Annotated in this window: 21 protein-coding genes and 1 pseudogene; 4 read left to right on the top strand and 18 right to left on the bottom strand. The window is 40.2% G+C overall.

All coding sequences use genetic code 11. The features are described 5' to 3' along the window. Window position 1: 1 nt before the first annotated feature. From parC to parE, 4 genes are all read right to left on the bottom strand, one after another. Window positions 2–2,482, bottom strand: a complete 2,481-nt coding sequence (gene parC, locus GEZ84_RS03505; protein WP_153223505.1) for a DNA topoisomerase IV subunit A — start codon at window positions 2,480–2,482, stop codon at window positions 2–4. Between the two features lie 325 nt (window positions 2,483–2,807). Continuing rightward, window positions 2,808–3,368, bottom strand: a complete 561-nt coding sequence (locus GEZ84_RS03500; protein ID WP_153223504.1) for a GTP pyrophosphokinase — start codon at window positions 3,366–3,368, stop codon at window positions 2,808–2,810. A 29-nt stretch (window positions 3,369–3,397) separates the two neighbouring features. Beyond that, window positions 3,398–4,225, bottom strand: coding sequence for an aminoglycoside 6-adenylyltransferase (locus GEZ84_RS03495; RefSeq protein WP_153223503.1), 828 nt, complete (start codon window positions 4,223–4,225; stop codon window positions 3,398–3,400). Between the two features lie 27 nt (window positions 4,226–4,252). Continuing rightward, window positions 4,253–6,196: a DNA topoisomerase IV subunit B gene (gene parE / locus GEZ84_RS03490; RefSeq protein ID WP_319946412.1), complete on the bottom strand. Its 1,944-nt coding sequence runs from the start codon at window positions 6,194–6,196 to the stop codon at window positions 4,253–4,255. A 135-nt stretch (window positions 6,197–6,331) separates the two neighbouring features. Here parE and plsY point away from each other — a divergent pair, with 135 nt between their 5' ends. After that, window positions 6,332–6,973 carry a glycerol-3-phosphate 1-O-acyltransferase PlsY gene (gene plsY, locus GEZ84_RS03485; protein WP_153223502.1) on the top strand — a complete coding sequence of 214 codons (642 nt, stop codon included), beginning with the start codon at window positions 6,332–6,334 and terminating at the stop codon, window positions 6,971–6,973. A 38-nt stretch (window positions 6,974–7,011) separates the two neighbouring features. Here the strand turns inward: plsY and GEZ84_RS03480 are convergent, their stop codons facing one another. The 9 genes from GEZ84_RS03480 to GEZ84_RS03440 form a co-directional block, all read right to left on the bottom strand. Beyond that, on the bottom strand, window positions 7,012–7,968 hold the full coding sequence (locus GEZ84_RS03480; protein ID WP_049513683.1) for an ABC transporter permease: 957 nt from the start codon (window positions 7,966–7,968) through the stop codon (window positions 7,012–7,014). Between the two features lie 2 nt (window positions 7,969–7,970). After that, a complete protein-coding gene (locus GEZ84_RS03475; RefSeq protein ID WP_153223501.1) occupies window positions 7,971–9,029 on the bottom strand; it encodes an ABC transporter permease in 1,059 nt (352 codons plus the stop codon). Continuing rightward, window positions 9,022–10,557 (bottom strand): ABC transporter ATP-binding protein, encoded by a 1,536-nt coding sequence (locus tag GEZ84_RS03470; RefSeq protein WP_033681960.1) that lies wholly within the window; start codon window positions 10,555–10,557, stop codon window positions 9,022–9,024. Before GEZ84_RS03470 ends, GEZ84_RS03475 begins: the two co-directional genes overlap by 8 nt. 143 nt (window positions 10,558–10,700) lie before the next feature. Beyond that, the gene (locus GEZ84_RS03465; RefSeq protein WP_153223500.1) at window positions 10,701–11,753 is read right to left on the bottom strand and encodes a BMP family lipoprotein; all 1,053 of its coding nucleotides are present in this window, start codon (window positions 11,751–11,753) and stop codon (window positions 10,701–10,703) included. An 89-nt stretch (window positions 11,754–11,842) separates the two neighbouring features. After that, a complete protein-coding gene (locus GEZ84_RS03460) occupies window positions 11,843–12,232 on the bottom strand; it encodes a cytidine deaminase (RefSeq protein WP_153223499.1) in 390 nt (129 codons plus the stop codon). Continuing rightward, on the bottom strand, window positions 12,219–12,881 hold the full coding sequence (gene deoC, locus GEZ84_RS03455) for a deoxyribose-phosphate aldolase (RefSeq protein ID WP_153223498.1): 663 nt from the start codon (window positions 12,879–12,881) through the stop codon (window positions 12,219–12,221). Before deoC ends, GEZ84_RS03460 begins: the two co-directional genes overlap by 14 nt. Before the next feature lie 19 nt (window positions 12,882–12,900). Beyond that, window positions 12,901–14,178 (bottom strand): pyrimidine-nucleoside phosphorylase, encoded by a 1,278-nt coding sequence (locus GEZ84_RS03450; RefSeq protein WP_153223497.1) that lies wholly within the window; start codon window positions 14,176–14,178, stop codon window positions 12,901–12,903. Continuing rightward, a complete protein-coding gene (locus tag GEZ84_RS03445; protein WP_153223496.1) occupies window positions 14,175–14,765 on the bottom strand; it encodes a class I SAM-dependent methyltransferase in 591 nt (196 codons plus the stop codon). Before GEZ84_RS03445 ends, GEZ84_RS03450 begins: the two co-directional genes overlap by 4 nt. A gap of 210 nt (window positions 14,766–14,975) precedes the next feature. Continuing rightward, window positions 14,976–15,380 (bottom strand): hypothetical protein, encoded by a 405-nt coding sequence (locus GEZ84_RS03440; RefSeq protein ID WP_153223495.1) that lies wholly within the window; start codon window positions 15,378–15,380, stop codon window positions 14,976–14,978. A 199-nt stretch (window positions 15,381–15,579) separates the two neighbouring features. Here GEZ84_RS03440 and coaA point away from each other — a divergent pair, with 199 nt between their 5' ends. The 3 genes from coaA to GEZ84_RS03425 all read left to right on the top strand — a co-directional run bounded on the left by coaA (window position 15,580) and on the right by GEZ84_RS03425 (window position 17,369). Next, complete coding sequence (gene coaA, locus GEZ84_RS03435) at window positions 15,580–16,500, top strand: type I pantothenate kinase (RefSeq protein WP_153223494.1); 921 nt, start codon at window positions 15,580–15,582, stop codon at window positions 16,498–16,500. A gap of 67 nt (window positions 16,501–16,567) precedes the next feature. Further along, window positions 16,568–16,804 carry a 30S ribosomal protein S20 gene (rpsT, locus tag GEZ84_RS03430; protein WP_001274000.1) on the top strand — a complete coding sequence of 79 codons (237 nt, stop codon included), beginning with the start codon at window positions 16,568–16,570 and terminating at the stop codon, window positions 16,802–16,804. Window positions 16,805–16,856: 52 nt separating this feature from the next. After that, a complete protein-coding gene (locus GEZ84_RS03425) occupies window positions 16,857–17,369 on the top strand; it encodes a DNA topology modulation protein (protein WP_153223493.1) in 513 nt (170 codons plus the stop codon). 230 nt (window positions 17,370–17,599) lie between these two features. Here the strand turns inward: GEZ84_RS03425 and GEZ84_RS03420 are convergent, their stop codons facing one another. From GEZ84_RS03420 to GEZ84_RS03400, 5 genes and pseudogenes are all read right to left on the bottom strand, one after another. Beyond that, complete coding sequence (locus tag GEZ84_RS03420; RefSeq protein ID WP_153223492.1) at window positions 17,600–18,331, bottom strand: NAD-dependent protein deacylase; 732 nt, start codon at window positions 18,329–18,331, stop codon at window positions 17,600–17,602. A gap of 335 nt (window positions 18,332–18,666) precedes the next feature. Continuing rightward, window positions 18,667–19,377, bottom strand: a complete 711-nt coding sequence (deoD, locus tag GEZ84_RS03415; protein WP_000022096.1) for a purine-nucleoside phosphorylase — start codon at window positions 19,375–19,377, stop codon at window positions 18,667–18,669. 393 nt (window positions 19,378–19,770) lie between these two features. Then, window positions 19,771–20,484, bottom strand: a complete 714-nt coding sequence (locus GEZ84_RS03410; protein ID WP_153223491.1) for a LemA family protein — start codon at window positions 20,482–20,484, stop codon at window positions 19,771–19,773. Window positions 20,485–20,496: 12 nt separating this feature from the next. Further along, window positions 20,497–20,733, bottom strand: a pseudogene (locus GEZ84_RS03405) (purine-nucleoside phosphorylase); the annotation flags it as partial. 131 nt (window positions 20,734–20,864) lie between these two features. Continuing rightward, a complete protein-coding gene (locus GEZ84_RS03400) occupies window positions 20,865–23,594 on the bottom strand; it encodes a thiol-activated cytolysin C-terminal domain-containing protein (protein WP_153223489.1) in 2,730 nt (909 codons plus the stop codon). Window positions 23,595–23,673 lie beyond the last annotated feature (79 nt).

Here is a 23,673-nt window from a genome sequence, read left to right as displayed (position 1 = left end):
ACTATTTGTTAGATCCTAGTTCTGTATAAACTTCCTGAAGATAAGCGTCAAAAACTTCCTCATCTGAAATAGTATCTGATATGAAGCTTCCGTTGCTAGTTCGTTCTGACAGGTTCAAGTCCTGCAATCGGTTTTGATAGACTGTTCCTTTATTGGATTGGACAAGCAGAGTTTGGTCGTTCCTGTCCGCTTCTGTACTGAAGAGATCACCTACAAATCCTTGATCTGCAACTGCACCAGCCAAGAAGACACGGTGCGGTCTACTTTTCAACTCACGCAAAACTTGTAGTCCGCGTTTAGCACGGCTAGTTGCTGGAATTTCCTCAACGGAAACACGTTTCAAACTTCCACGCTGAGTCAAGAGATAGAAGGATGAGGTGTTACAGATAAAGGCAGATTGGAGGACATCATCTTCTTTCAAATTCATAGCCTTGACACCTGCAGCCTTGGCACCGACAACAGGAACCTCTTCAATATTGAAACGAAGGGCATAACCGTTTTGGCTAATCAAGAGAACATCATCCAGTTTAATCGGAGCTACTGCTACAATCTGGTCTGTATCATCTTTGAGCTTAGCATACTTGACAGACTTAGACTTGTAGGTTCGCCATGGAGTGAATTCTTTGCGTTCTACACGCTTGATTTGACCGAGACGAGTGGCTGTAAAATAGGTTGTCGCATCATCGAACTGATCTACCACTTCTACATAAAGGATTTCTTCGTTGGTTTCAAAGTTTGTAATGGTCTGGCTCAGATGCTCTCCGATGTCCTTCCAACGAATATCTGCCAATTCATGGATTGGTCTGTAGATGACATTTCCGAGACTTGTGAACATCAAGAGGTGCTGGGTTGTCTTGACAGATTGAACAAAAATCAAACGATCGTCATCACGTTTGCCAATTTCCTCTAGCGTTGAAGCCGCAAAGGAACGTGGACTGGTACGCTTGATGTAACCTGCCTTGGTCACGCTGACATAGGTATCTTCCTCGGCAATCAAACTAGCTGTATCAATCTCGATTGCTTTTGCTGTGTCTTCTAAGCTACTCAAACGTGGTGTCGCAAATTTCTTCTTGACCTCACGAAGTTCTTTCTTCATGAGATTGTACATGGTCCGTTCATCACCGATGATCGCCGCAAGCATGGCAATCTTTTCACGAAGTTCTGCTTCTTCTTCCTGCAAGACAACTACGTCTGTATTGGTCAAACGGTACAGTTGCAAGGTTACGATAGCCTCAGCCTGTTCTTCTGTAAAATCATAGCTGACCTTAAGGTTTTCCTTGGCGTCAGCCTTATTCTCAGAAGCACGGATAAGAGCAATGACTTCGTCCAAAATCGAAATCACGCGAATCAAACCTTCGACGATATGGAGACGTTTTTCAGCCTTTTCCTTGTCAAAGCGGGAACGCGCCAAAATCACTTCGCGACGGTGGGCGATGTAGCTAGACAGGATTGGAACAATCCCAACCTGGCGAGGTGTGAAATTATCAATCGCCACCATGTTAAAGTTGTAGTTGATTTGCAGGTCTGTGTATTTGAAGAGATAGTTAAGAACGAGCTCAGTATTGGCGTCTTTTTTGAGCTCAATAGCGATACGAAGACCATCACGGTCAGACTCATCACGAACCTCAGCAATACCAGCCACCTTGTTATTGACACGAACATCATCGATTTTCTTGACCAGATTAGCCTTATTGATTTCATAAGGAATCTCAGTGATAACGATTTGTTCCTTACCACCTTTTAGCTTTTCAATCTCAGTCTTGGAACGAACAACCACACGCCCTTTCCCAGTTTCGTAGGCTTTCTTGATTTCGTCACGCCCTTGGATAATTCCTCCAGTCGGGAAGTCTGGTCCAGGCAAGAATTCCATGAGTTTATCAACTTTTGCAGTTGGATGGTCAATCATATAAACCGCCGCATCAATGACCTCAGACAAATTATGGGGAGGAATGTCTGTGGCATAACCAGCCGAAATCCCAGTCGAACCATTAACCAATAGATTCGGAAAAGCTGCTGGTAAGACCGTCGGCTCTTTCTCCGTGTCGTCAAAGTTCCAAGCAAAAGGAACTGTCTTTTTCTCGATATCCTGAAGAAGATAGCCAGCAATCTCAGACAAACGTGCCTCGGTATAACGCATAGCCGCAGGCGGATCCCCGTCCATAGAACCGTTGTTTCCGTGCATTTCGACCAAAATCTCACGGTTTTTCCAGTCCTGTGACATACGAACCATGGCATCATAGATAGAACTATCACCGTGTGGGTGGAAATTCCCCATGATATTCCCGACAGACTTGGCCGACTTGCGGTAGCTCTTGTCAAAAGTATTTCCATCCTTATTCATCGAATAAAGAATACGGCGCTGAACTGGCTTCAAGCCATCACGAATATCTGGCAAAGCCCGGTCTTGAATAATGTACTTGGAGTAGCGACCAAAGCGCTCTCCCATGATGTCCTCCAGGGACATGTTTTGAATGTTAGACATAAGATACAAAGGGACAATTCGGCTTGCCGAAAATTTCTGTAGAAAAATAGGAAATCGATGTAAGGTTCTATGAACCCAAGTCGATTTCTCTTTTTTCCTAAGTCTTAGTCCCGTGTTCAGTTACGATGAGTAACCAAACTATCCTTTCTGTAGTTTAAAGTGTTTAAAATTTATTGATTCGGTTAGTATTAAGGAATTTTCACACAGCATTTAAGGCGTGTTCAACTTCTTTCGAAAAATGGAAAGAAAATATTATGGAAAAAGAAAAAATATAGAGTAAGTGAGTTTCATCCAATTCCTGTATCGTCATTTCCACTTGAAATGCCTACTCCACAAATCCTCGTTTATACTTGATATGACTGGCGATATTGCTATCTACATCTTTCTTATCCCAAAGTTGAAGTTCCCATGGGTAATAAAAATTACTTTTATTTTTAAAATAGATATGAATACCGACATAGCCATCTTTATCACGTAAATACCAGTTTTTTAGTCCGTACAGATTTTGCCAATCATCTAGCTTCTCCATAACTTGAGATATCTCTTTGGAACTTAAAATCATACGAGCACCAAAAATATCATTAAGAATAGAATTCACAGGATAGCCCTCTTGACGCTCTGAAAAACGTGTAATTTTATCTAAAATAGACTCAGAAGTTTTGACGCGATAAACATAGGCAATATCTTGGACATCCGCTTTCATCAGATAGTCATTAATCGACTCATGTAAATTCAGACGGTAGGCCAAAATCGCTTTCGTAGGAACTTTAGAAAAGGTATGCTTGAGATTGATTTTTTCCACCTTACCCGTTTCAAAATAATCTTTAGAATATTCTAGATGAATACGATTAATCTCTGTAATAAGGCGTTCCACTTTTTCAATCATGAGTCTTCTCCTCTCGCTTTTTCATTTTTCTAGTTATTCCCAAACTTCTTCACTCTTTCCTCAGCATACTCAATCATCTTCTCAGCCACTTCCGTATCATAGTCAAAACCCATCTTTTGAGCAAAGAATTGAGCTTCTTGATGAAAAAGTTGCATCGTAGCAAACAAAGACTGAGTAAGTTTCTCTATACTTGAAAAATCAAGTAGATTTGAGAATTCTTTCTCTTTCTCAGTAGGTAAATAGTTAAAGAGATACTTGTAATTCTTTCCGATGTCGACCTTTCCCCTGTCACTTGCTACCTGCCAAGATAAGACTTTCAGGAGTTCTTGTTGACAAATGCTGTAGAGATAGTCGGTCGCATAGATGACTTGTTTGCGACAAATGCCTTTGACTACATAGGCAGACACCCACCAAAATTCATTGCAGGAATTTTTAAAATCTGTTTCAGTAGCTGAATGTATCCAGAAACGCTTTGGACTGGGAGAATATGACTCAAATAAGCCCTTCTCATCTTCTAAAACAGTGAATCCTGCTTCACTGTCCACCCATTCTTGAATGTGTTCTTTAGGGCAAAGAGTCAAATCAATACGATTACCATCTTCAAAGAGCATGAGATATAGACGACGATGGTCAAGAGCAACCTCTTGCTCAATAATACGTTTGCCAAACTGGTCTAGCCAAGAAAGGTCACTCGTCAGATTATCTAAATCGTCCACGACATAGACCACGTCATAGTCTTGAAATTCATCTTTTGGGGCCTTTGGGTTTGTCCGTGAACCAGACAGGCCGACAGCTTTTACTTGTAAAGTTTTGGCAGTTTGTAAAATCAGATCTAGCATTTCTGTTTCAGCTCTCATGTTGATACCCATTCATTAAAAAGTGACTTAAAACACTGTCGCTTCTTCCAGCGTAAACTTGACATTGTCCTCAATCCACTTACGGCGTGGTTCGACCTTATCTCCCATGAGGACATTGACGCGACGTTCGGCGCGTGCTAGGTCTTCGATGGTGACACGGATAAGGGTACGGGTTTCAGGATTCATGGTTGTTTCCCAGAGCTGGTCCGCATTCATCTCACCAAGACCTTTGTAACGTTGGAGAGTAGCGCCTTTACCGAACTGTTTACGGAGCTCTTCTAGCTCACCGTCCGTCCAAGCATAGGCCACTTCTTCTTTCTTGCCTTTTCCTTTGGACATCTTATAAAGAGGCGGAAGGGCGATATAGACATGTCCTGCCTCGACAAGAGGACGCATATAGCGGTAAAAGAAGGTTAAGAGAAGTGTTTGAATGTGGGCACCGTCTGTATCCGCATCGGTCATAATAATGATCTTGTCATAGTTAGCATCTTCAATAGAGAAGTCTGCCCCAACACCCGCACCAATGGTATAAATCATGGTATTAATTTCTTCATTTTTGAGGATATCCGCCATCTTTGCCTTGGCTGTATTAATAACCTTACCACGAAGAGGCAAAATAGCCTGGAACTTGCGGTCACGGCCTTGTTTGGCAGAACCACCGGCAGAGTCCCCCTCGACTAGATAGAGTTCATTCTTAGCAGGATTCTTAGACTGGGCTGGGGTTAATTTCCCAGACAACAAGCCCTTGTCTTTTTTATTTTTCTTACCATTCCGGCTCTCATCACGCGCCTTGCGAGCCGCTTCACGAGCATCACGAGCCTTGATAGCCTTACGGATGAGGTTAGAAGCCAGTTCCCCATTTTCCATGAGGAAGAAGGTCAACTTATCCGCCACAATTCCATCCACAACGGGACGAGCAAGCGGACTTCCAAGTTTATCCTTGGTCTGGCCTTCAAACTGGAGGTGTTCTTCAGGAACCAAGATAGAAAGAACAGCTGCTAACCCTTCACGGTAATCTGACCCTTCAAGGTTTTTATCTTTTTCCTTGAGAAGCCCCGTCTTACGCGCATAGTCATTCATAACCTTGGTAATGGCAGACTTAAGTCCTGTCTCGTGCGTTCCACCGTCCTTGGTGCGAACGTTATTGACAAAGGATAGGATGTTATCTGAAAATCCATCATTGTACTGGAGAGCTACTTCCACTTGGAAACCATTGTCTTCGCCTTCAAAGTATAGAACTGGCGTTAAGGTTTCCTTATCTTCGTTCAGATAAGAAACAAAGTCTTGTACCCCATTCTCATAGTGGAATTCAATCGCTTCATCTGTTCGTTTGTCCGTCAAAGACAAGGTCACATTTTTTAAGAGAAAGGCTGACTCATTGAGACGTTCTGAGATGGTATTGTACTTGAAATCTGTCGTAGAAAAGATCGTCGCGTCAGGCATAAAAGTAACCTTAGTACCTGTCTTAGACTTGGGTGCTGTACCGACCTTTTCAAGAGTCGTAACAGGTTTGCCCCCATTTTCAAATCGTTGTTTATAAATCGTTCCATCACGGGTAATTTCAACTTCCAACCAGCTTGATAGGGCGTTTACAACGGAAGATCCAACCCCATGGAGACCACCAGAAGTCTTGTAGCCACCCTGACCGAATTTCCCTCCGGCGTGAAGAATGGTAAAGATTACCTCAACTGTTGGAATCCCCATAGCGTGCATTCCAGTCGGCATCCCACGACCATGGTCTTGCACAGTCAAACTCCCGTCTTTATTGATGGTCACATCAATACGGTCACCAAATCCAGACAAGGCTTCATCGACAGCATTATCGACGATTTCCCAGACTAGGTGGTGGAGACCAGCACCATCGGTCGATCCGATATACATCCCTGGACGTTTTCGAACCGCATCCAACCCTTCTAGCACCTGAATGGCATCATCATTATAATTGTTAATATTGATTTCCTTTTTTGACACAAGGAACCTCCTATTCGTTCATCTTTACTATTCTACAGGTTTTCCAAGGATTTTGCAAAATTTTTCTTTCTCCGCTGTGACAATTTCAGAAGAGATTCTCTGCCTTTCTTCTCCATTTCATGATATAATAGGAGTATGATTACAATAGTTTTATTAATCCTAGCCTATCTGCTGGGTTCAATTCCGTCTGGTCTCTGGATTGGACAAGTATTCTTTCAAATCAATCTCCGCGATCATGGTTCTGGAAATACTGGAACAACCAATACCTTCCGTATTTTAGGTAAGAAAGCTGGTATGGCGACCTTTGTAATTGACTTTTTCAAAGGAACCCTAGCAACACTTCTTCCAATTATTTTTCATCTACAAGGCGTTTCGCCTCTCATCTTTGGACTTTTAGCTGTAATCGGCCATACCTTCCCTATCTTTGCAGGATTTAAGGGTGGTAAGGCTGTCGCAACTAGCGCTGGAGTGGTTTTCGGATTTGCGCCTGTCTTCTGTCTCTACCTTGCAGTTGTTTTCTTTGGAACCCTCTATCTTGGTAGTATGATTTCACTCTCTAGTGTCACAGCATCTATCGCGGCTGTCATTGGAGTTCTACTCTTTCCACTTGTTGGTTTTATCCTGAGTCACTATGACCCTCTCTTCATTGCTATTATCCTAGCACTCGCTAGCTTGATTATCATTCGACATAAGGATAATATCTCTCGCATCAAAAATAAAACTGAAAATTTGGTTCCTTGGGGATTGAACTTAACTCACCAACATCCTAAAAAATAAAACGCCAGTTTTGAATGAACTGACGTTTTTTTGTATGCTTATTTTGATTTGATATAGTTGATACCATCTGCTTTTGGTGCGACTGCTTTTCCAAAGAAGGCTGCCAAGACAAGAATTGTCAAAACATAAGGTGCGATTTGAAGGTAAACTGTTGGCACACCTTGTAGGAACGGCAATTGAGAACCGATAACAGCCAAACTTTGTGAAAGCCCAAAGAAGAGACTAGATAGCATGGCTCCGATTGGATTCCATTTTCCAAAAATCATCGCAGCAAGGGCGATAAATCCAGGTCCAACAATAGTTGTCACTGAGAAGTTAACTGAGATGGATTGAGCATAAATCGCTCCACCAATTCCACCTAGGAAACCTGAAATGATAACCCCTAAATATCTCATCTTGTAGACATTGATTCCCAAGGTATCAGCTGCTTGAGGGTGTTCACCGACAGAGCGGAGACGAAGACCAAAGCGCGTTTTGAAGAGGATAAACCAAGCAAGGAATGAGAAGGCAATGGCCAGATAACCAAGTAGACTAGTTGACTTGAAGAAGATATCACCAATCACTGGGATATTTGCCAAGACTGGGAAATCAAAGCGTCCAAAAGTCTGGCTTAAGTTATCGGTTTGTCCTTTGTTATAAAGAACTTTAACCAAGAAAACAGCCAAGGCTGGTGCCATCAAGTTCAATACCGTACCACTGACAACATGGTCTGCACGGAAATGAACCGTCGCTGCTGCGTGGATGATAGAAAAGATTCCCCCTACCAATCCTGCAACTAACAAAGATAGCCATGGAGTTGCTGCTCCAAATTGTTCTGCAAATTCAAGGTTAAAGACAACTCCAGAAAAGGCACCCATAACCATAATGCCTTCAAGGCCGACGTTTACTACACCACCACGTTCAGAGAAAACGCCACCGATACTTGTAAAGATGAGGGGGGCTGAGTAAATCAGCATAGAAGACACCAAGAGGGTGAGCAAGGTTGTAATAGACATCTTTACTTACCTCCTTTAACTTGTTTTTTCGATTTGACAAAGCGTTCGATAAGGTAATGAACACTGACAAAGAAGATAATAGAAGCTGTTACAATGCTGACAAGCTCAGACGGTACCTGCGCCGCATTCATACCAGGGGCTCCAACTTGGAGAACACCAAAGAGGAAGGCTGCAAAGAGAATACCAATTGGTGAGTTTGCCGCAAGCAGACTAACCGCCATCCCGTTAAACCCGACAGCTAATGACGCCCCTTGAACATAGACGTTCTGGAAGGTTCCAAGTCCTTCAACAGCACCACCAAGACCAGCCAAGGCACCTGATATAATCATTGATAGGATAATCGTTCTTTTTGCAGAAATACCAGCATATTCTGAAGCATGGGGATTAAGACCAACCGCACGAATTTCAAAACCAAGAGTTGTTTTCTTGAGCATGAACCAAATAACTGCAACGGCAATGATGGCAAAGAAAATACCAATATTCATCCGTGAGTTACCAGTCAACTCAGACAACCAAGGTGTCTGGTAAGTTGCATTAGCCCCAACACGAATGGTTGAATCTGTACTTTGCATGAAGTCTTTAGGGAAGGCATGGATAAAGGCATTCCCTACATACAAGACGATATAGTTCATCATGATGGTTACGATAACCTCTGACGTCCCTAGATAGGCTCTCAGAATACCTGGAATAGCTCCGACAATTCCACCAGCAATCAAGGCAATCACGATGGTTGCTAGAATCATCAAGGGGCGTGGCATATCTGGATGCGACAAGGCAAACCAACCACTGAGAATCCAACCTGCCAAAGCCTGACCAGGAAGCCCAACGTTAAAGAAACCTGCACGACTGGCAACGGCAAAGCCAAGACCAATCAAGACCAAAGGCCCCATGGCGCGGAAGATTTCTCCAATCCCACGCAGACTACCAAAGGCTGTATAGAACAATTCTTCGTAGCCCCAAATAGCGTCATAACCGAAGATCCACATGACAATGGCTCCGAGCAAAATTCCTAGGAAGACAGAAATCAAGGGAACCGAAATTTGTTGTAATTTTTTAGACATCACTCTTCTCCTTTCCCAAGTTTCCACCAGCCATCAAGACACCTAGTTCTTGTTTATTGGTTGTTTCTGGTGATACAATACCTTGAATCTTACCATCGTGGATAACGGCAATACGGTCTGAGACGTTTAAAATCTCATCCAATTCAAAGCTGACAACAAGGACAGCCTTGCCATTATCACGCTCTTCAATCAAGCGCTTGTGGATATACTCAATGGCACCGACATCCAACCCACGAGTTGGCTGGCTGACGATAAGGAGATCAGGATCTCGATCAATTTCACGAGCAATAATTGCTTTTTGTTGATTTCCTCCTGAGAGTGCCGCTGCAGGAACAAATTCACTGGCAGCACGAACATCAAACTCTTCCATTAGCTTTTTAGCATAAGAAGTAATATTTGAATAGTTCAAAATTCCATTTTTACTATGTGGTTCTTTATAGTAGGTTTGAAGGGCAATATTTTCAGAAATCATCATTTCTAAAATCAAACCATCACGGTGACGGTCTTCTGGAACGTGCCCAACACTCAACTCTGTAATCTGACGTGGGTGCAAGCCTACAATTGAATCTCCTTTTAGCTCAATGCTACCAGATTCAACCTTGCGAAGACCTGTAATGGCTTGAATCAGTTCAGACTGACCATTTCCATCAATCCCTGCAATACCAACAATCTCTCCAGCACGAACATCCAAGGACAGATTTTTAACAGCTGGAACACCACGGTTTTCATTGACCACCAAATCTTTGATAGACAAGACCACTTCTTTTGGTTGAGAGGCTTGTTTCTCTGTTTTAAAGGAAACAGAACGACCTACCATCATTTCTGCTAAATCAGCATTGGTAGCTCCTGCAATTTCGACTGTTTCAATTGATTTCCCACGACGGATAACTGTAACACGGTCAGAAACTGCGCGAATCTCGTCTAACTTGTGGGTGATCAAGATAATTGATTTTCCTTCTTTGACAAGATTTTTCATAATAGCCATCAACTCATCAATTTCTGATGGAGTCAAGACAGCCGTTGGTTCGTCAAAGATAAGGATATCAGCCCCCCGATAAAGGGTTTTTAAAATTTCTACACGTTGTTGGGCTCCAACTGAGATGTCTGCCACTTTAGCAGAAGGATCAACAGCTAAGCCATAACGTTCAGAAAGAGCCTTGATTTCTTTGCTAGCTCCAGCGATATCTAACACACCATTTTTAGTTAATTCACTACCTAAAATGATGTTTTCAGCAACTGTGAAGGCTTCTACCAACATAAAGTGCTGGTGAACCATTCCGATTCCCAAGCTAGCTGCTTTAGATGGTGAATCGAGATTGACAACTTGACCGTTGACCACAATTTCACCACTGGTTGGTTCAAGAAGCCCTGCTAACATGTTCATGAGTGTGGACTTTCCAGCCCCATTTTCTCCTAAAAGTGCATGAATTTCACCTTTTCGTAGGTGCAGGTTGATTTTGTCGTTGGCAACAAATTCACCAAACACCTTGGTAATATCACGCATCTCAATGACATTTTCGTGTGCCATGTGCTCTTCCTTTCAGAGTCTTATTTTATTTCAATAAAACTTGCTAGTTTGTCTAGTAGCAAGCTTTACTGAGACAAAATGACTTTGTCTCAACTCTTAAAAAAGCGGCCGAGGGCCGCTTCCTAAGAAATGACTTCCATCCATTATTTTTCAGGAACTTTTACGCTTCCATCAAGGATTTTAGCTTTTGCAGCTTCAACAGCTTTTTTACCTTCTTCTGAAAGGTTTGTTACTGCCAAGTCAACCCCTTTATCTTTCAATGAGTAAACGATCACTTGACCGCCAGGGAATTCACCTTTTTCTGCCTTGTTAGCAATATCTTTTACAGTTGTACCAACTTGTTTCAAAGTAGATACAAGAACAAAGTTTGATTCTTTGCCATCTTTAGAAGTGTATTTACCTTCTGCTTCTTGGTCACGGTCAACACCGATAACCCAAACTTTTTCACCTTCAGGACGGCTTTCGTTGAGTGATTTTGCTTCTGCAAAGACACCAGCACCTGTTCCACCTGCTGCTTGGTAAACAACGTCTGCACCAGCTGCGTATTGTGCTGCTGCAATTGTTTTACCTTTAGCAGCATCACCAAATGAACCAGCATAGTCAACTTGAACTTTGATAGATGGGTCTACTGAGGCAACACCAGATTTAAATCCAGCTGCAAAACGTGAGATAACTTCAGACTCAATACCACCTACAAAACCAACTTGTTTTGTTTTAGTTGTTTTAGCCGCTGCAACACCTGCAAGGTAAGCAGCTTCGTTATCAGCAAATGTTACGCTAGCAACATTCTTTTTATCTTTAATCACATCATCAATCAAAACATAGTTCAAATCAGTGTGCTCTTCTGCTGCATCTTTAACTGCATTGTGAAGGGCAAAACCAACACCGAAGATTAGGTTGTAACTTCCAGCCGCTTGTTGCAAGTTATTTGCGTAGTCAGCCTCACTTGTTGATTGGAAGTAAGTGAAACCTTTATCTTTTGAAAGATTGTGTTCTTTACCCCAGTCTTGCAAACCTTCCCAAGCTGATTGGTTGAATGACTTGTCATCAACACCACCAGTATCAGTGACAATTGCTGCTTTTGTCTTCACATCAGAAGATGAAGCTGCGTTACGAGAAGAGCGGTTACCACATGCAGCAAGTCCAACTGCTGCCACTGCAACTAGACCAAGGCCTAGCCATTGTTTCTTGTTCATTACTGAACCTCCTAAATAAGATGTGCAACGATGTTGCAAGTATGGATTGATTGGTCACAAGGACCGTGCCACTCAGAAAGTGGCTCAGACTAGTTTAAGTCTGTAAAAGAGTATGGAAGTAACTCCCCGACCGTCATCTCGACCGTCGATTTATCTTTTGCGACTAAGGTCACTTTTAGATTTTGTTCAAAAAATTCAGCCATCACTTGGCGACAAGCACCACATGGTGAAATTGGTTTTTCAGTCCGTCCATAGACAATCAATTCTGAAAACTCTCTTTGTCCTTCGGAAACTGCTTTAAAAATTGCTGTACGTTCTCCACAGTTGGTCAAAGAATAACTAGCATTCTCGATATTGACACCTGTATAAATACTACCATCTTTTGCCACTAGAACAGCACTGACTGGAAAGTGAAAATAGGGTACATAGGCTTTCTTGCTGGTTTCAATTGCTAGTTCAATCAACTCAGTAGTCGCCATCTACCAATTCTCCTTTTAAAATTGCTACCCCAGCTGACGTTCCGATACGGGTCGCACCTGCTTCAACAAAGGCAAGAGCATCTGCATAAGAACGAGCTCCACCAGCAGCCTTGATTCCCATATCAGATCCAACTGTTTCACGCATTAATTGAACATCTGCTACCGTCGCACCACCAGTTGAAAAGCCAGTAGATGTTTTAACAAAATCAGCTCCAGCTTTTTGAGCTAATTGGCAAGCCACAACTTTTTCTTGGTCTGTCAGAAGGCAAGCTTCGATAATGACTTTCACTAACTTGTCACCACTTGCTTCTACTACTGCGCGAATATCAGATTCAACCAAATCAAGATTACCCGATTTGAGGGCTCCAACATTGATCACCATATCAATCTCATCAGCCCCATTTTGGATAGCATCTTTTGTTTCAAATGCTTTCACAGCTGAAGTTGCTGCTCCCAAGGGGAAACCTACTACTGTACAGACCTTGACATCTGTTCCTTCAAGCCCTTTTTTAGCATGTTCAACCCAGGTCGGATTAACGCAAACACTGGCAAAATCATACTTCCTAGCCTCAGACAACAAACAATCAATTTGTTTTCCTGTCGCATCCTGCTTTAAAAGCGTATGATCGATATATTTATTTAGTTTCATATACGGATTCTCCTGTAGTTTATGAGATAATTTCTATAATTTCTCGTAAACTTTTCACCCTGTCATTTATTTTAACATATTTTTGAAAATCTGTAACTAGCTGAGGAGAAATTTTTCCATTTGTGTATACTTTTGCAACAATTTCTCCCTTTTGAACGGAATCTCCAATCTTTTTTTCAAAAACAATTCCAGTTTCATAGTCCAAGTCATCAGATTTGACTGCACGGCCTGCCCCAAGTCTCATAGCATAAAGCCCAAATTCCATAGCTGGAAGAGCTGAGATAATACCCGTTTCCTGAGCAGGGATTTCCACTACATGATCCACATTAACAGGACGGTAGAGGTCTTTCAAGTCTCCACCTTGGGCTTGCACCATATCCTCAAACTTAGCCAGCGCTTGACCATTTTCAAGATGTTGGCGAACTTCTTCAACTGTCTTGTTTACATTTGCCAGGCCAAGCATAATTTGAGCCAATTCACAGATAAAGTGGGTAATATCCTGACGGCCTTGACCTTGTAAAATCTCCAATGCTTCAAGGATTTCCAGGCGATTTCCAATCGCTCGTCCCAAGGGCTGACTCATATCCGTAATCACTGCTACCGTCTTTCGACCAACTGCCTTACCAAGATCTACCATGGTTTGAGCCAGCTCACGTGCCTCATCAACCGTCTTCATGAAGGCACCCTCTCCAACAGTCACATCTAGCAAGATAGCATCCGCTCCTGCCGCGATTTTCTTGCTCATGACAGAACTCGCAATCAAAGGAATCGTGTCGACAGTTGCGGTCACATCACGGAGGGCATAAAGAAGCTTATCTGCTTTGACCAGCTGGTCTGATTGCCCAATGACAGATACACCAATATCCTGCACTTGATTAATGAAAGCCTCTTGACTACGTTCTACTTGATAGCCCTTAATGGACTCCAATTTATCAATTGTCCCACCAGTATGGCCGAGACCACGACCACTCATTTTTGCCACAGGAACACCAAAGCTTGCAACAAGAGGAGCCAAAATCAAGGTCACCTTATCGCCAACACCACCTGTGGAATGCTTGTCAACCTTAACCCCATCAATAGCTGATAAATCAAACTCTTGCCCCGTCTTGACCATCTTCATGGTCAAATCAGAGATTTCTCGAGTCGTCATTCCTTTGAAATAAACAGCCATAGCAAAGGCAGACATCTGATAATCAGGAACAGTTCCTGACACATAGCCTTCAACTAGCCATTCAATTTCACTTGAAGTCAGTTCTTGCCCGTCTCGTTTCTTTTGGATTAAATCAACTGCTCTCATTCTTTCACACTTCTAAGGATATAGTATCCCTTATCTTTTTTGACGATTTCACAATTGCCAAACACCTCTTCCATCTTGGATTTGGCACTTGGAGCCCCTTGTTTTTTCTGGATAACGATTGTTAAATCCCCACCAGTTTCCAAAAAATCTTTACTTTTCTCAATGATTTCATGAACCACTTGCTTGCCCGCACGGATAGGAGGATTGGAAATCACATGGTCAAATTTTCCTTCAACTTGTTCATAGATGTTGGACTGGAAAATCGTCGCTTCTACTTTATTTCTTTCAGCATTTTGTCGTGCCAAATCCAAGGCACGATTATTGATATCAACCATGGTTGCCTGAACTCCATAAGCCTTAGCTAAGGACAAACCCAAAGGCCCGTAACCACAGCCTACATCAAGGACAGTTTCTCCTTGATTGACCTCAAGACACTTGAGCAATAGTTGACTTCCAAAGTCAACCATTTTCTTGCTAAAAACACCCGCATCCGTCAAAAAGGTCATTTTTTCTCCCAACAACTCCACTCTCAACTCATGAATGTCGTGAGCAGCATCAGGATTTTCTGCATAATACATTTTACTCATGAAACTATTTTACCATAATTTGACTTAAATTGTAAATCGTTTACAAATTGATAACAAAATGAAAAAGACTGAAGAAAGCTAGTAAGTAAAACCTTTTCTTCAATCTCTTTCAACACTTATAGATGAATGATAAAGCATTTAGAACCAGAAATATCATAGTCAGGATAAAACAAAAAGTTTATCATCTATAATCGGGCGTATTTATTATTACTATTGCTTAACCTTCAAATACTTAATCATCAACAGGATTCCCAACAAGATGTTTAGATAAAAGCCCAACTGATACGTTTTTGTCAGGAATTCCAAACTTGTCCAAAGTCGTATCAAATCTTCTAGCGACATGCGGAAGAAATAACCCTCTGTAGCAATCCATAGAACTAAGAAGAAATAACTACCAGCAGCAAGCCATTTCGTCCACCGTTTTTTTAGGAAGAAAGCAATCAAGAGCGAACAGATAAAGACAGCTGTTACAATGGCATGTTCCATCAAAAAAGTAAAACCGTAATAGATTTCCACAAAACGTCTACCATTATCCGCATTCGCCCCTTTTATAAAAGGTAGTGCAAAACTTAAAATAAAACAGAGTTCCAATATGTAATGTTTTAAGATTTTCATAGTACACCTCCTATATGTTGTGAACTAAAATTCCCCTTTATTAGCTTATAAATCAGTAGCGACTATCTCCTACTTCATCTATAAATTGGTCAACCTCTATCTACCTCTATTATACTATATTAGCTTACTACCATCAAGAAACCGCTTTATTTTTTTAGCTTTTTATGGTATGATAGACAAAATATCTAGGGGAAAACAAATGACAAACGAATTTTTACATTTTGAAAAAATCAGCCGCCAGACTTGGCAATCTTTACATCGAAAAACAACACCTCCTTTGACAGAAGAGGAATTAGAATCCATCAAAAGCTTTAATGACCAGATTAGTCTGCAAGATGTTATCGATGTCTATCTACCCCTAGCCCATCTCATCCAGATTTACAAGCGTACCAAGGATGATTTGGCCTTTTCAAAAGGAATTTTCCTTCAACGTGAAAGCAAAGCCCAGCCTTTTATCATTGGGGTTTCTGGTAGTGTTGCCGTTGGAAAATCCACAACCAGTCGCCTACTTCAAATTTTACTGTCCCGTACGCTTACAAATGCTAGGGTTGAGCTAGTAACAACTGATGGCTTTCTCTATCCTAACCAGACCTTGATTGAACAAGGGATTTTAAATCGTAAAGGATTTCCTGAAAGCTATGATATGGAAGCTCTTCTCAACTTCTTGGACCGCATCAAGAATGGACAAGATGTGGATATTCCTGTCTATTCTCATGAAGTCTACGACATCGTTCTTGAGGAAAAACAAAACGTCAAAGCAGCTGACTTTGTAATTGTTGAGGGGATTAACGTCTTTCAAAATCCACAAAACGAGCGTCTCTATATCACTGACTTCTTTGACTTTTCAATCTATGTTGATGCCTCAGTAGATGATATTGAGAGTTGGTATCTCGATCGTTTCTTGAAAATGCTGAGCCTGGCCCAAAACGACCCTGATAGCTACTACTATCGTTTTACTCAAATGCCGATTGGGGAAGTGGAGGCCTTTGCTCATCAGGTCTGGACCAGTATCAATCTCACAAATTTACAAAATTATATTGAACCAACCAGAAATCGTGCAGAAGTTATTCTTCATAAAACAAAGAACCATGAAATCGATGAAATTTACTTAAAAAAATAATTTTCCCTTGTCAAAACGTAAGTTTTCAGATATAATGGTATAGTTAGTAAATATGGAGGTAAGAACATTGGCAAACATTAAATCAGCTATCAAACGCGCTGAATTGAACGTTAAACAAAACGAAAAGAACTCAGCTCAAAAATCAGCTATGCGTACTGCTATCAAAGCTTTCGAAGCAAACCCATCTGAAGAACTTTTCCGTGCTGCTAGCTCAGCTATCGATAAAGCAGAAACTAAAGGTTTGATTCACAAAAACAAAGCAAGCCGCGATAAAGCTCGTCTTTCAGCTAAACTTGCTAAATAAGAAACAGTCCATAGAGGCTGTTTTTTTGTCTCCAAATAGGAAAGGGCAGAAAATGAAAATCGCAATTATCGGATATTCTGGTGCTGGTAAGTCAACGCTAGCTGAAAAGTTATCTCTCTACTACTCCATCCCAAAACTTCATATGGACACACTCCAATTTCAACCTGGTTGGCAAGACAGTGACCGCGAATGGATGTTGACCGAGATGAAAAGCTTTCTCACCAAGCATGAAGCTTGGGTCATTGATGGGAATTATTCTTGGTGCTATTACGAGGAAAGAATGCAGGAAGCTGACCAGATCATCTTTTTAAATTTCTCTGCTTGGAATTGTTTGCTAAGAGCCTTTAAGCGCTATTTAAAATACAGAGGAAAAGTGAGAGAAAGTATGGCTAAGGGATGCCCCGAGCAATTCAACTGGGAATTTATTCGTTGGATTCTCTGGGATGGTCGAACAAAAAATGCTAAGGATAGATACCAATACTTAAACAATACTTACCCAGAAAAGATGCATATTCTCCATTCTCAAGCAGAGATTGATTGTTTTTTGCGATTTTTAAAAAAGTAAACAATATAGTAGCATTTCATTAAAATCAGCATGTATTGATTGACTAAAAAAGGAAGTTTTTCATCCAGAAAGTCTTCCTTTTTTCCTTTTATTCAACAATTAAAAATAACTCGAGCAATTTATAAATCAACAATAAAATTCCCCTAGAAATGAAGAGAATCTTGTTCATAGTTTCTGAGTTCGTGATACAAAAAAACTGAAGGAAGTATAGTCCTACTTCTTTCAGTTTGTTATTGTCTCAATTTAGAAAAAACTTCTCCAATCTTACCTTCTATAACTAAATCAGCTTGGCTGTCTTGAGGAGTACTGGACTTGTTGATAACGACAAGATTTGACCCTGAAAAATAATTGATTAGGCTAGCTGCAGGGTAAACAACTAAGGAAGTGCCACCAATAATCAACAAATCTGCTTGCTGAATGGCTCGAGCTGCGCAACTAAATACATCCATATCTAGCGCTTCCTCATAAAGGGTCACGTCAGGTTTGACCACCTTGCCACAATCTAAGCAGTAGGGAACTGGACCTTCAAGTTCCAAAAAGGCAGTCAAATCATAAAAGCGATGACAGCCCAAACAATAATTACGATCTGCACTGCCATGCAGTTTCAAAACTTTATGAGATCCTGCCATTTCATGGAGGCTATCGATATTTTGCGTCACAATCGCCTTTAATTTACCTGTTTTTTCCAACGACGCTAGATAATCATGTGCTAAATTCGGCTTGGCATCAGGATAGACCAGATACTTTTTGTAGAAATCAAAAAAATCCTCTGGATAGCGCTCAAACATAGTGCGTGAAACCAGTTGCTCGGCAGTAAAATGGCGACCTAGTTTCAGACTATATATACCATCTGAACTACGAAAATCTGGAATATTAGACTCTGTAGAAACCCCTGCACCACCGAAAAAGACAATTCTCTGACTTTGATCAATAATACCTTGTAATTGTTCAATCTTATCCATTTTGTACTCCTAGGAATTTTCAAGTTATACTCAATGAAAATCAAAAAGCAAACTAGGAAGCTAGCCGCAAGCTGTACTTGAGTACGGTAAGGCGACGCTGACGTGGTTTGAATTTGATTTTCGAAGAGTATTAAAAAGTTGAAAGCCTTGACTTCTTGTCAATTTGGCTTCCAACTTTATTTGATTATGATTTAGATATTAAACTGACTAGTCTCGGTCCTTTGACACAATTAGGCTTTCTTCAATTTCCTTATTCTTACCTATTTCAGAATTGATTCATTGTTGATAGTTATCATTTTGAGAACAAGAGAAATCATTCTGAATATAGCCTACCTTTAGTCTGCAATCAATGTTTCCAAACCAACCTTCATCATATCAGTGAAGGTGTTTTGACGTTCTTCTGCAGTTGTATCTTCATCTGGATTAACCAAACTATCTGAAATAGTCATAATAGCTAAAGCATCAACATGGTGTTGAGCAGCAAGATAGTAAAGAGCTGCTGCTTCCATTTCCACAGCCTTGACTCCCCATTTACCAAGCTCGATGTTCTTTTCAAAGTAGTTTGAATAAAAGACATCCGAAGACAAAACGTTCCCAACATGGGTTGTCATACCAAGTTCTTTGGCGATATGATAAGCCTTATCTAGCAAATCAAAGCTAGCGATTTGTGGGAAATCGTACTGTGGCCAGTCATTACGGACGATGTTGGAGTTGGTTGCAGCTGCCTGCGCCAAAACCAATTCACGAACGTGGACATCTTCATTCAAAGAACCCGCCGTTCCCACACGGATCAATTTCTTTACTCCGTAGTCAACGATCAACTCACGCGCATAAATCGAAATAGATGGCATTCCCATCCCAGTTCCCATGACAGATACACGATGACCCTTGTAAGTACCAGTGTAACCAAACATATTACGAACTTCGTTAAAACAAACAGCATCTTCAAGGAAGTTCTCAGCGATAAATTTCGCACGAAGAGGATCCCCAGGAAGAAGAATTTTATCAGCAATTTCACCCTGCTGAGCAGCAATATGGATAGACATAATTTATGATACAAAGAGCGACAAGAAAACGACTGAAAATTAGGAATCTGACGAGAAATCCTGATTTCTCAGTCAGATTATCTATTTTCCAAGTTTTCCGCTCGTGTTCAAATTAGAACACCTCACTCTACCTTTCTTTTTTGTATATTTAGGATATCGACAGAGAACAAAGTAAAAATAGGAAACTGACGACGCATCGATGATGCTAGGAAGTTTATCTTTTTTACACAGTTCTCCGCCCGTATTCAGTTCAGTGAATACGGTTTACCCATCCTTTCTGTGAGTATTTTTTTAGAAAAGATTTCCGCTTGTGTTCAAATCTGAACACATGCTCTACCTTTCCTTGTTTTACTTTTTTTGACTATATTTTAGTCTGAGTGATTTTGTTAAATATTATAAATAATTTTTTTCTGAATGACCTAAAGTTGTTCTTAAAAATGCAAATGGCAAAGTGTAAATTGCTTTGTTGTATTGCGATACCATTTCATTATAGTGTAATTTTTGATTAGCAACTAGCACTTCTGACTCCTTAATCTCAGCAATCAGATCCTTTATACTTTGATCCGCGGTAACACTTGTATCTCTTTCAATTTCCTCAATAATTTTATTCTTCGTCTCCTCCATTTTAGTAGAGTATTCGTGTTTTGAAGTATTTCCAGATTCACCATAAAATTTACGCTTAGATTCTGAATGATTGGCTTGATTTTCATCGTTTGTAAAATTGTTAACAGACTTTTTTTCTTCCAACAATTCTGAAACATTTTTCCTAACAGACATTTTTAACTCATGGTCAACAATTTTATCGGTCAATTCACGAAGTTGTACGATTAACTTTTCCACATACTGTTCTTTAATTTCAATTGCACTGTATGAGGATTTAATTAACTCTTTTAAGTTAACAACTTTATGGTATTGAAATAGAAAGACTATTATGATATAGCTTAAAACTGCAAATACGATAGATGCTCCTTGAAACGGTTCATAGTCTATTTCACTACCACTTGTATCTATAGCAGAAAATATAATCAACCAAACAATAGTTAGGAGAGCAACTATAAAAACTCCACGAATGATACGAAATAATGGATTATTCATTAAATTTGACATCAATTTTCCCTTTTATAATTCAGCTAGAATGGCTTTTAGCAAGCCTTTGAAGTCACCTTTGACACGTTCGGTCACTTCTACCACTTCTTCATGGTTGAGCTCTTCTTTAAAACCAGTAGTATAGTTAGTAATAAATAAAATTCCTAGAAGTTTCAAACCTGAGTAGGCTACAACAATAACTTCAGGAGCAGTTGACATTCCGACCACATCTGTTCCAAGCATCTTATAGGTACGAATTGCTACTCGTGTTCAAATTAGAACACCTCACTCTCCCTTTCTGTTTAATTTTGTTCTCTCACAGAGAACTAGCTGAGTTCTGTTCAAGATCAGCTAGTGCTTTCTTATAAATTAGACAAACTAACTGTCATTGTATCGTCAGATTACAAGACATCATCATCACTCACCTTAGAATTCAATGTTGTTCCCCAGTGAGTGATTTTTCGATGTGGTTGGGCGAGAAGAGGTCTGTTATCATAGATTGTTTGCCATCTATTCCAGATAAGACCTGTTCTCTTTTCAATCTTAATTCGAAGATTGCGCATATTAGACTTAATTGGGAGATTGAGGATAGAGCCTGCGATCTGATTGCGTCCATTCCCTTCCCAAGAACGACTGCGGACAACTGATTGACCATTTTTATCTACTGTAACTTCTTCCCACGATATTGAATAACGTGCAATATAAGCGCCACTATGTTGAATAGTTAGGGTTTTATCTTTTACAGGAGTGTAGTTTAACAGTTGTACAGGCTTAGAAACTTGAGTAGTTACATTATTTTTAGCTACAAATCGAAAAACTTCTACTTCTGCAAGGCTGAGAGCTTGATTTTTTTGACGCAATTGAATGCGAACACGGCGCCCTAGTTTACCATTCAACTGGAGATCTAAACTGCTTCCTTCTAAGCGAGAAACATATTGTCTAGTAACTTCTTGCCCTCTTTCATCATATAAAATTACATCAAAGTCTGAGAGACGTTTAGAAAGTTCTCCATCCCCACGATTATGAAGGCGAACAAGTCCTACCTGTTCTGTACGACCTAAATCAACTTCCCACCAAGGCTGGTTTTCAAATTTTGTATGGGTAATTGATTGCTGGCTATAACTACTATTGGTGTTGCCATCCAAGGCACGACTAGCATCTCCTCCAAATTCGGTAGAGCTTTGACGTGCTTGTTTTTTCCAAGCAATATTTTCAGCACGAAAAACCTGAACTTCTGCAAGACTGAGAACATTATATCCATCTAACTCAATGCGTACAAAACGAGCTTTCTTATAATCAATTGAAATCTGAGCGAAACTATCTCGCAAGTATGCAATGCGCTTTCTTTCAATTTCTTTTCCAAAACTATCCAAAAGAATCACATTAAAATTAGTCAGTCTATCTTGAGCAGCATCTGTTCGATTGTAAATATTAATCTGACGAATTGTTTCTTCCTTGTCTAAATCGACTTGCCACCAAGGTTTTGATTGAAAATCTGTATGAGTGACAGAGTTATGTCCGTAATTCCCATCTAATTTCCCATCAACCGCTCTTCTAGCATCTCCCCCAAAAGCTGTCGAACTTTGAGTTACTCGTTTTCCTAGAGCTATGTTTTCAAATGATTCTGAACTAGGTTGAGTAGACAAGAGGGGAACTTCCTTTTTCTTAAAGAAATAAACTTTGTCCAATTTTTGATCACGATACCCCTGTTTATCAAGTGTATCACGTTTTCCAATATTAAAATTCGGGATAGCGTTCATTCTACTTTCAAAATAACCACGTGAACGGTGCTTGAAACTAGAGTTACCTGTAAAAGTTACAATATCATTATCATTACGAATCAAAGATGTCACAACATTATCATTATCGACCACATAATGTTTTATTTTTCCAGATAAAGCCAACTTACGACTTTCTAACCCTACATCCCAGAAACCATTTTTAGCATTCCAAATAGTTCGAGAAGTAATTACTTTAGGAGCGCTAAATGTCGTAACTTTTTTCAAAACATTATTATAAAAAGTAGGATATTTTTGATAAGCTTCAACTGCTGCTATTTGAGCTAAGTAGCCTCCTAGAGAATGACCTGTCATATACAGATTGGTAATGCTGGAATCCTGCGCCAATTCTTTTACAACATTACGGATATCATCCGCTTGTGCTGGTTTATTTCCTCCTAACAAAACAAAATCTGCACTTAAATCTTTCGCATCATTCAGTCTTGTTCCACGTATAGCCAACATATGCACCGTTCCATCTTTGAGATAAGGAAGATCACTCTTAGTTTCAAACAAAAAAGCATCCATCCCACTTGCTGTATGATAAGCCTTTTTCATCTTCCAAAATGGGGCTAACTCATTGTGCATCATTTTATATTCTTGACGATCAAGATAAAGACTTGGAAAAGGATTTTTATGATCTAGAATTTTGTCAATGTAATCATCATCACGATAAGCCAACTCCATAAAAAGGAGGGAATCACGATCTGTGACATACCATTGTTTCTTGTTATCATCTTCCCCATCTTCTAATCCATCTCCATCACTATCTGCTAGTAATGGATGGCTATGGTAACCTAAATAGTCTTTCCCATCTTTATTGTAAATATACAATTCATCCTTATTTTTTATTCCATCATGATCATCATCTCCATCAGGATCTAAAAATTTTCCACCGTATAAAGAACTATCTACAAGATCCTTCTCTACATGGAGTTCTCCTTTAGAAATTTTGACAAAGTCTGCCTCTGTTACTGGTCGAGAATTTTTTGGCTCATCCTTTAGAATTTCCTCTTTCTTCAATTCCTCATGAGGCACAGCAGATTCTTTTTGATATAATTCTTCTCCTGCTTTTTCTTTCTGAGTTTCAACAACTTCTTTTGTCTCTAGAGTTGATTGAGCAGCTGTAGTTTTCTCCTCTGTAATAGATATTTCCTGTTTTTTATCAGTGTTTTCTTTTATGGAACTATCCGTTGCATTTACTACTAGAGGAGTTTCGTTTTTCACAACGGGACTTCCTTCATTGGCAGAAATTCCTGTCGGTGCTAAAAAAGCAAAACCAACTGCAACAGACACAACTCCGATACTTAGTTTTTTTATACCAAAACGCATAATTCGTTGATTATTTTTCATTTATTCATATATCTTTCTTTTATTTTTTTCACCCTCTTTACCAACAATATTCTCCAATCAGCTAATCTCCTTTAGCATC

The sequence above is a fragment of the Streptococcus mitis genome, assembly GCF_009496155.1.
Classification (GTDB): Bacteria; Bacillota; Bacilli; order Lactobacillales; family Streptococcaceae; genus Streptococcus; species Streptococcus mitis_BQ.
The sequence above is the reverse complement of the archived record's forward strand: the minus strand, read 5'-3'. Positions and strand labels throughout refer to the sequence as shown.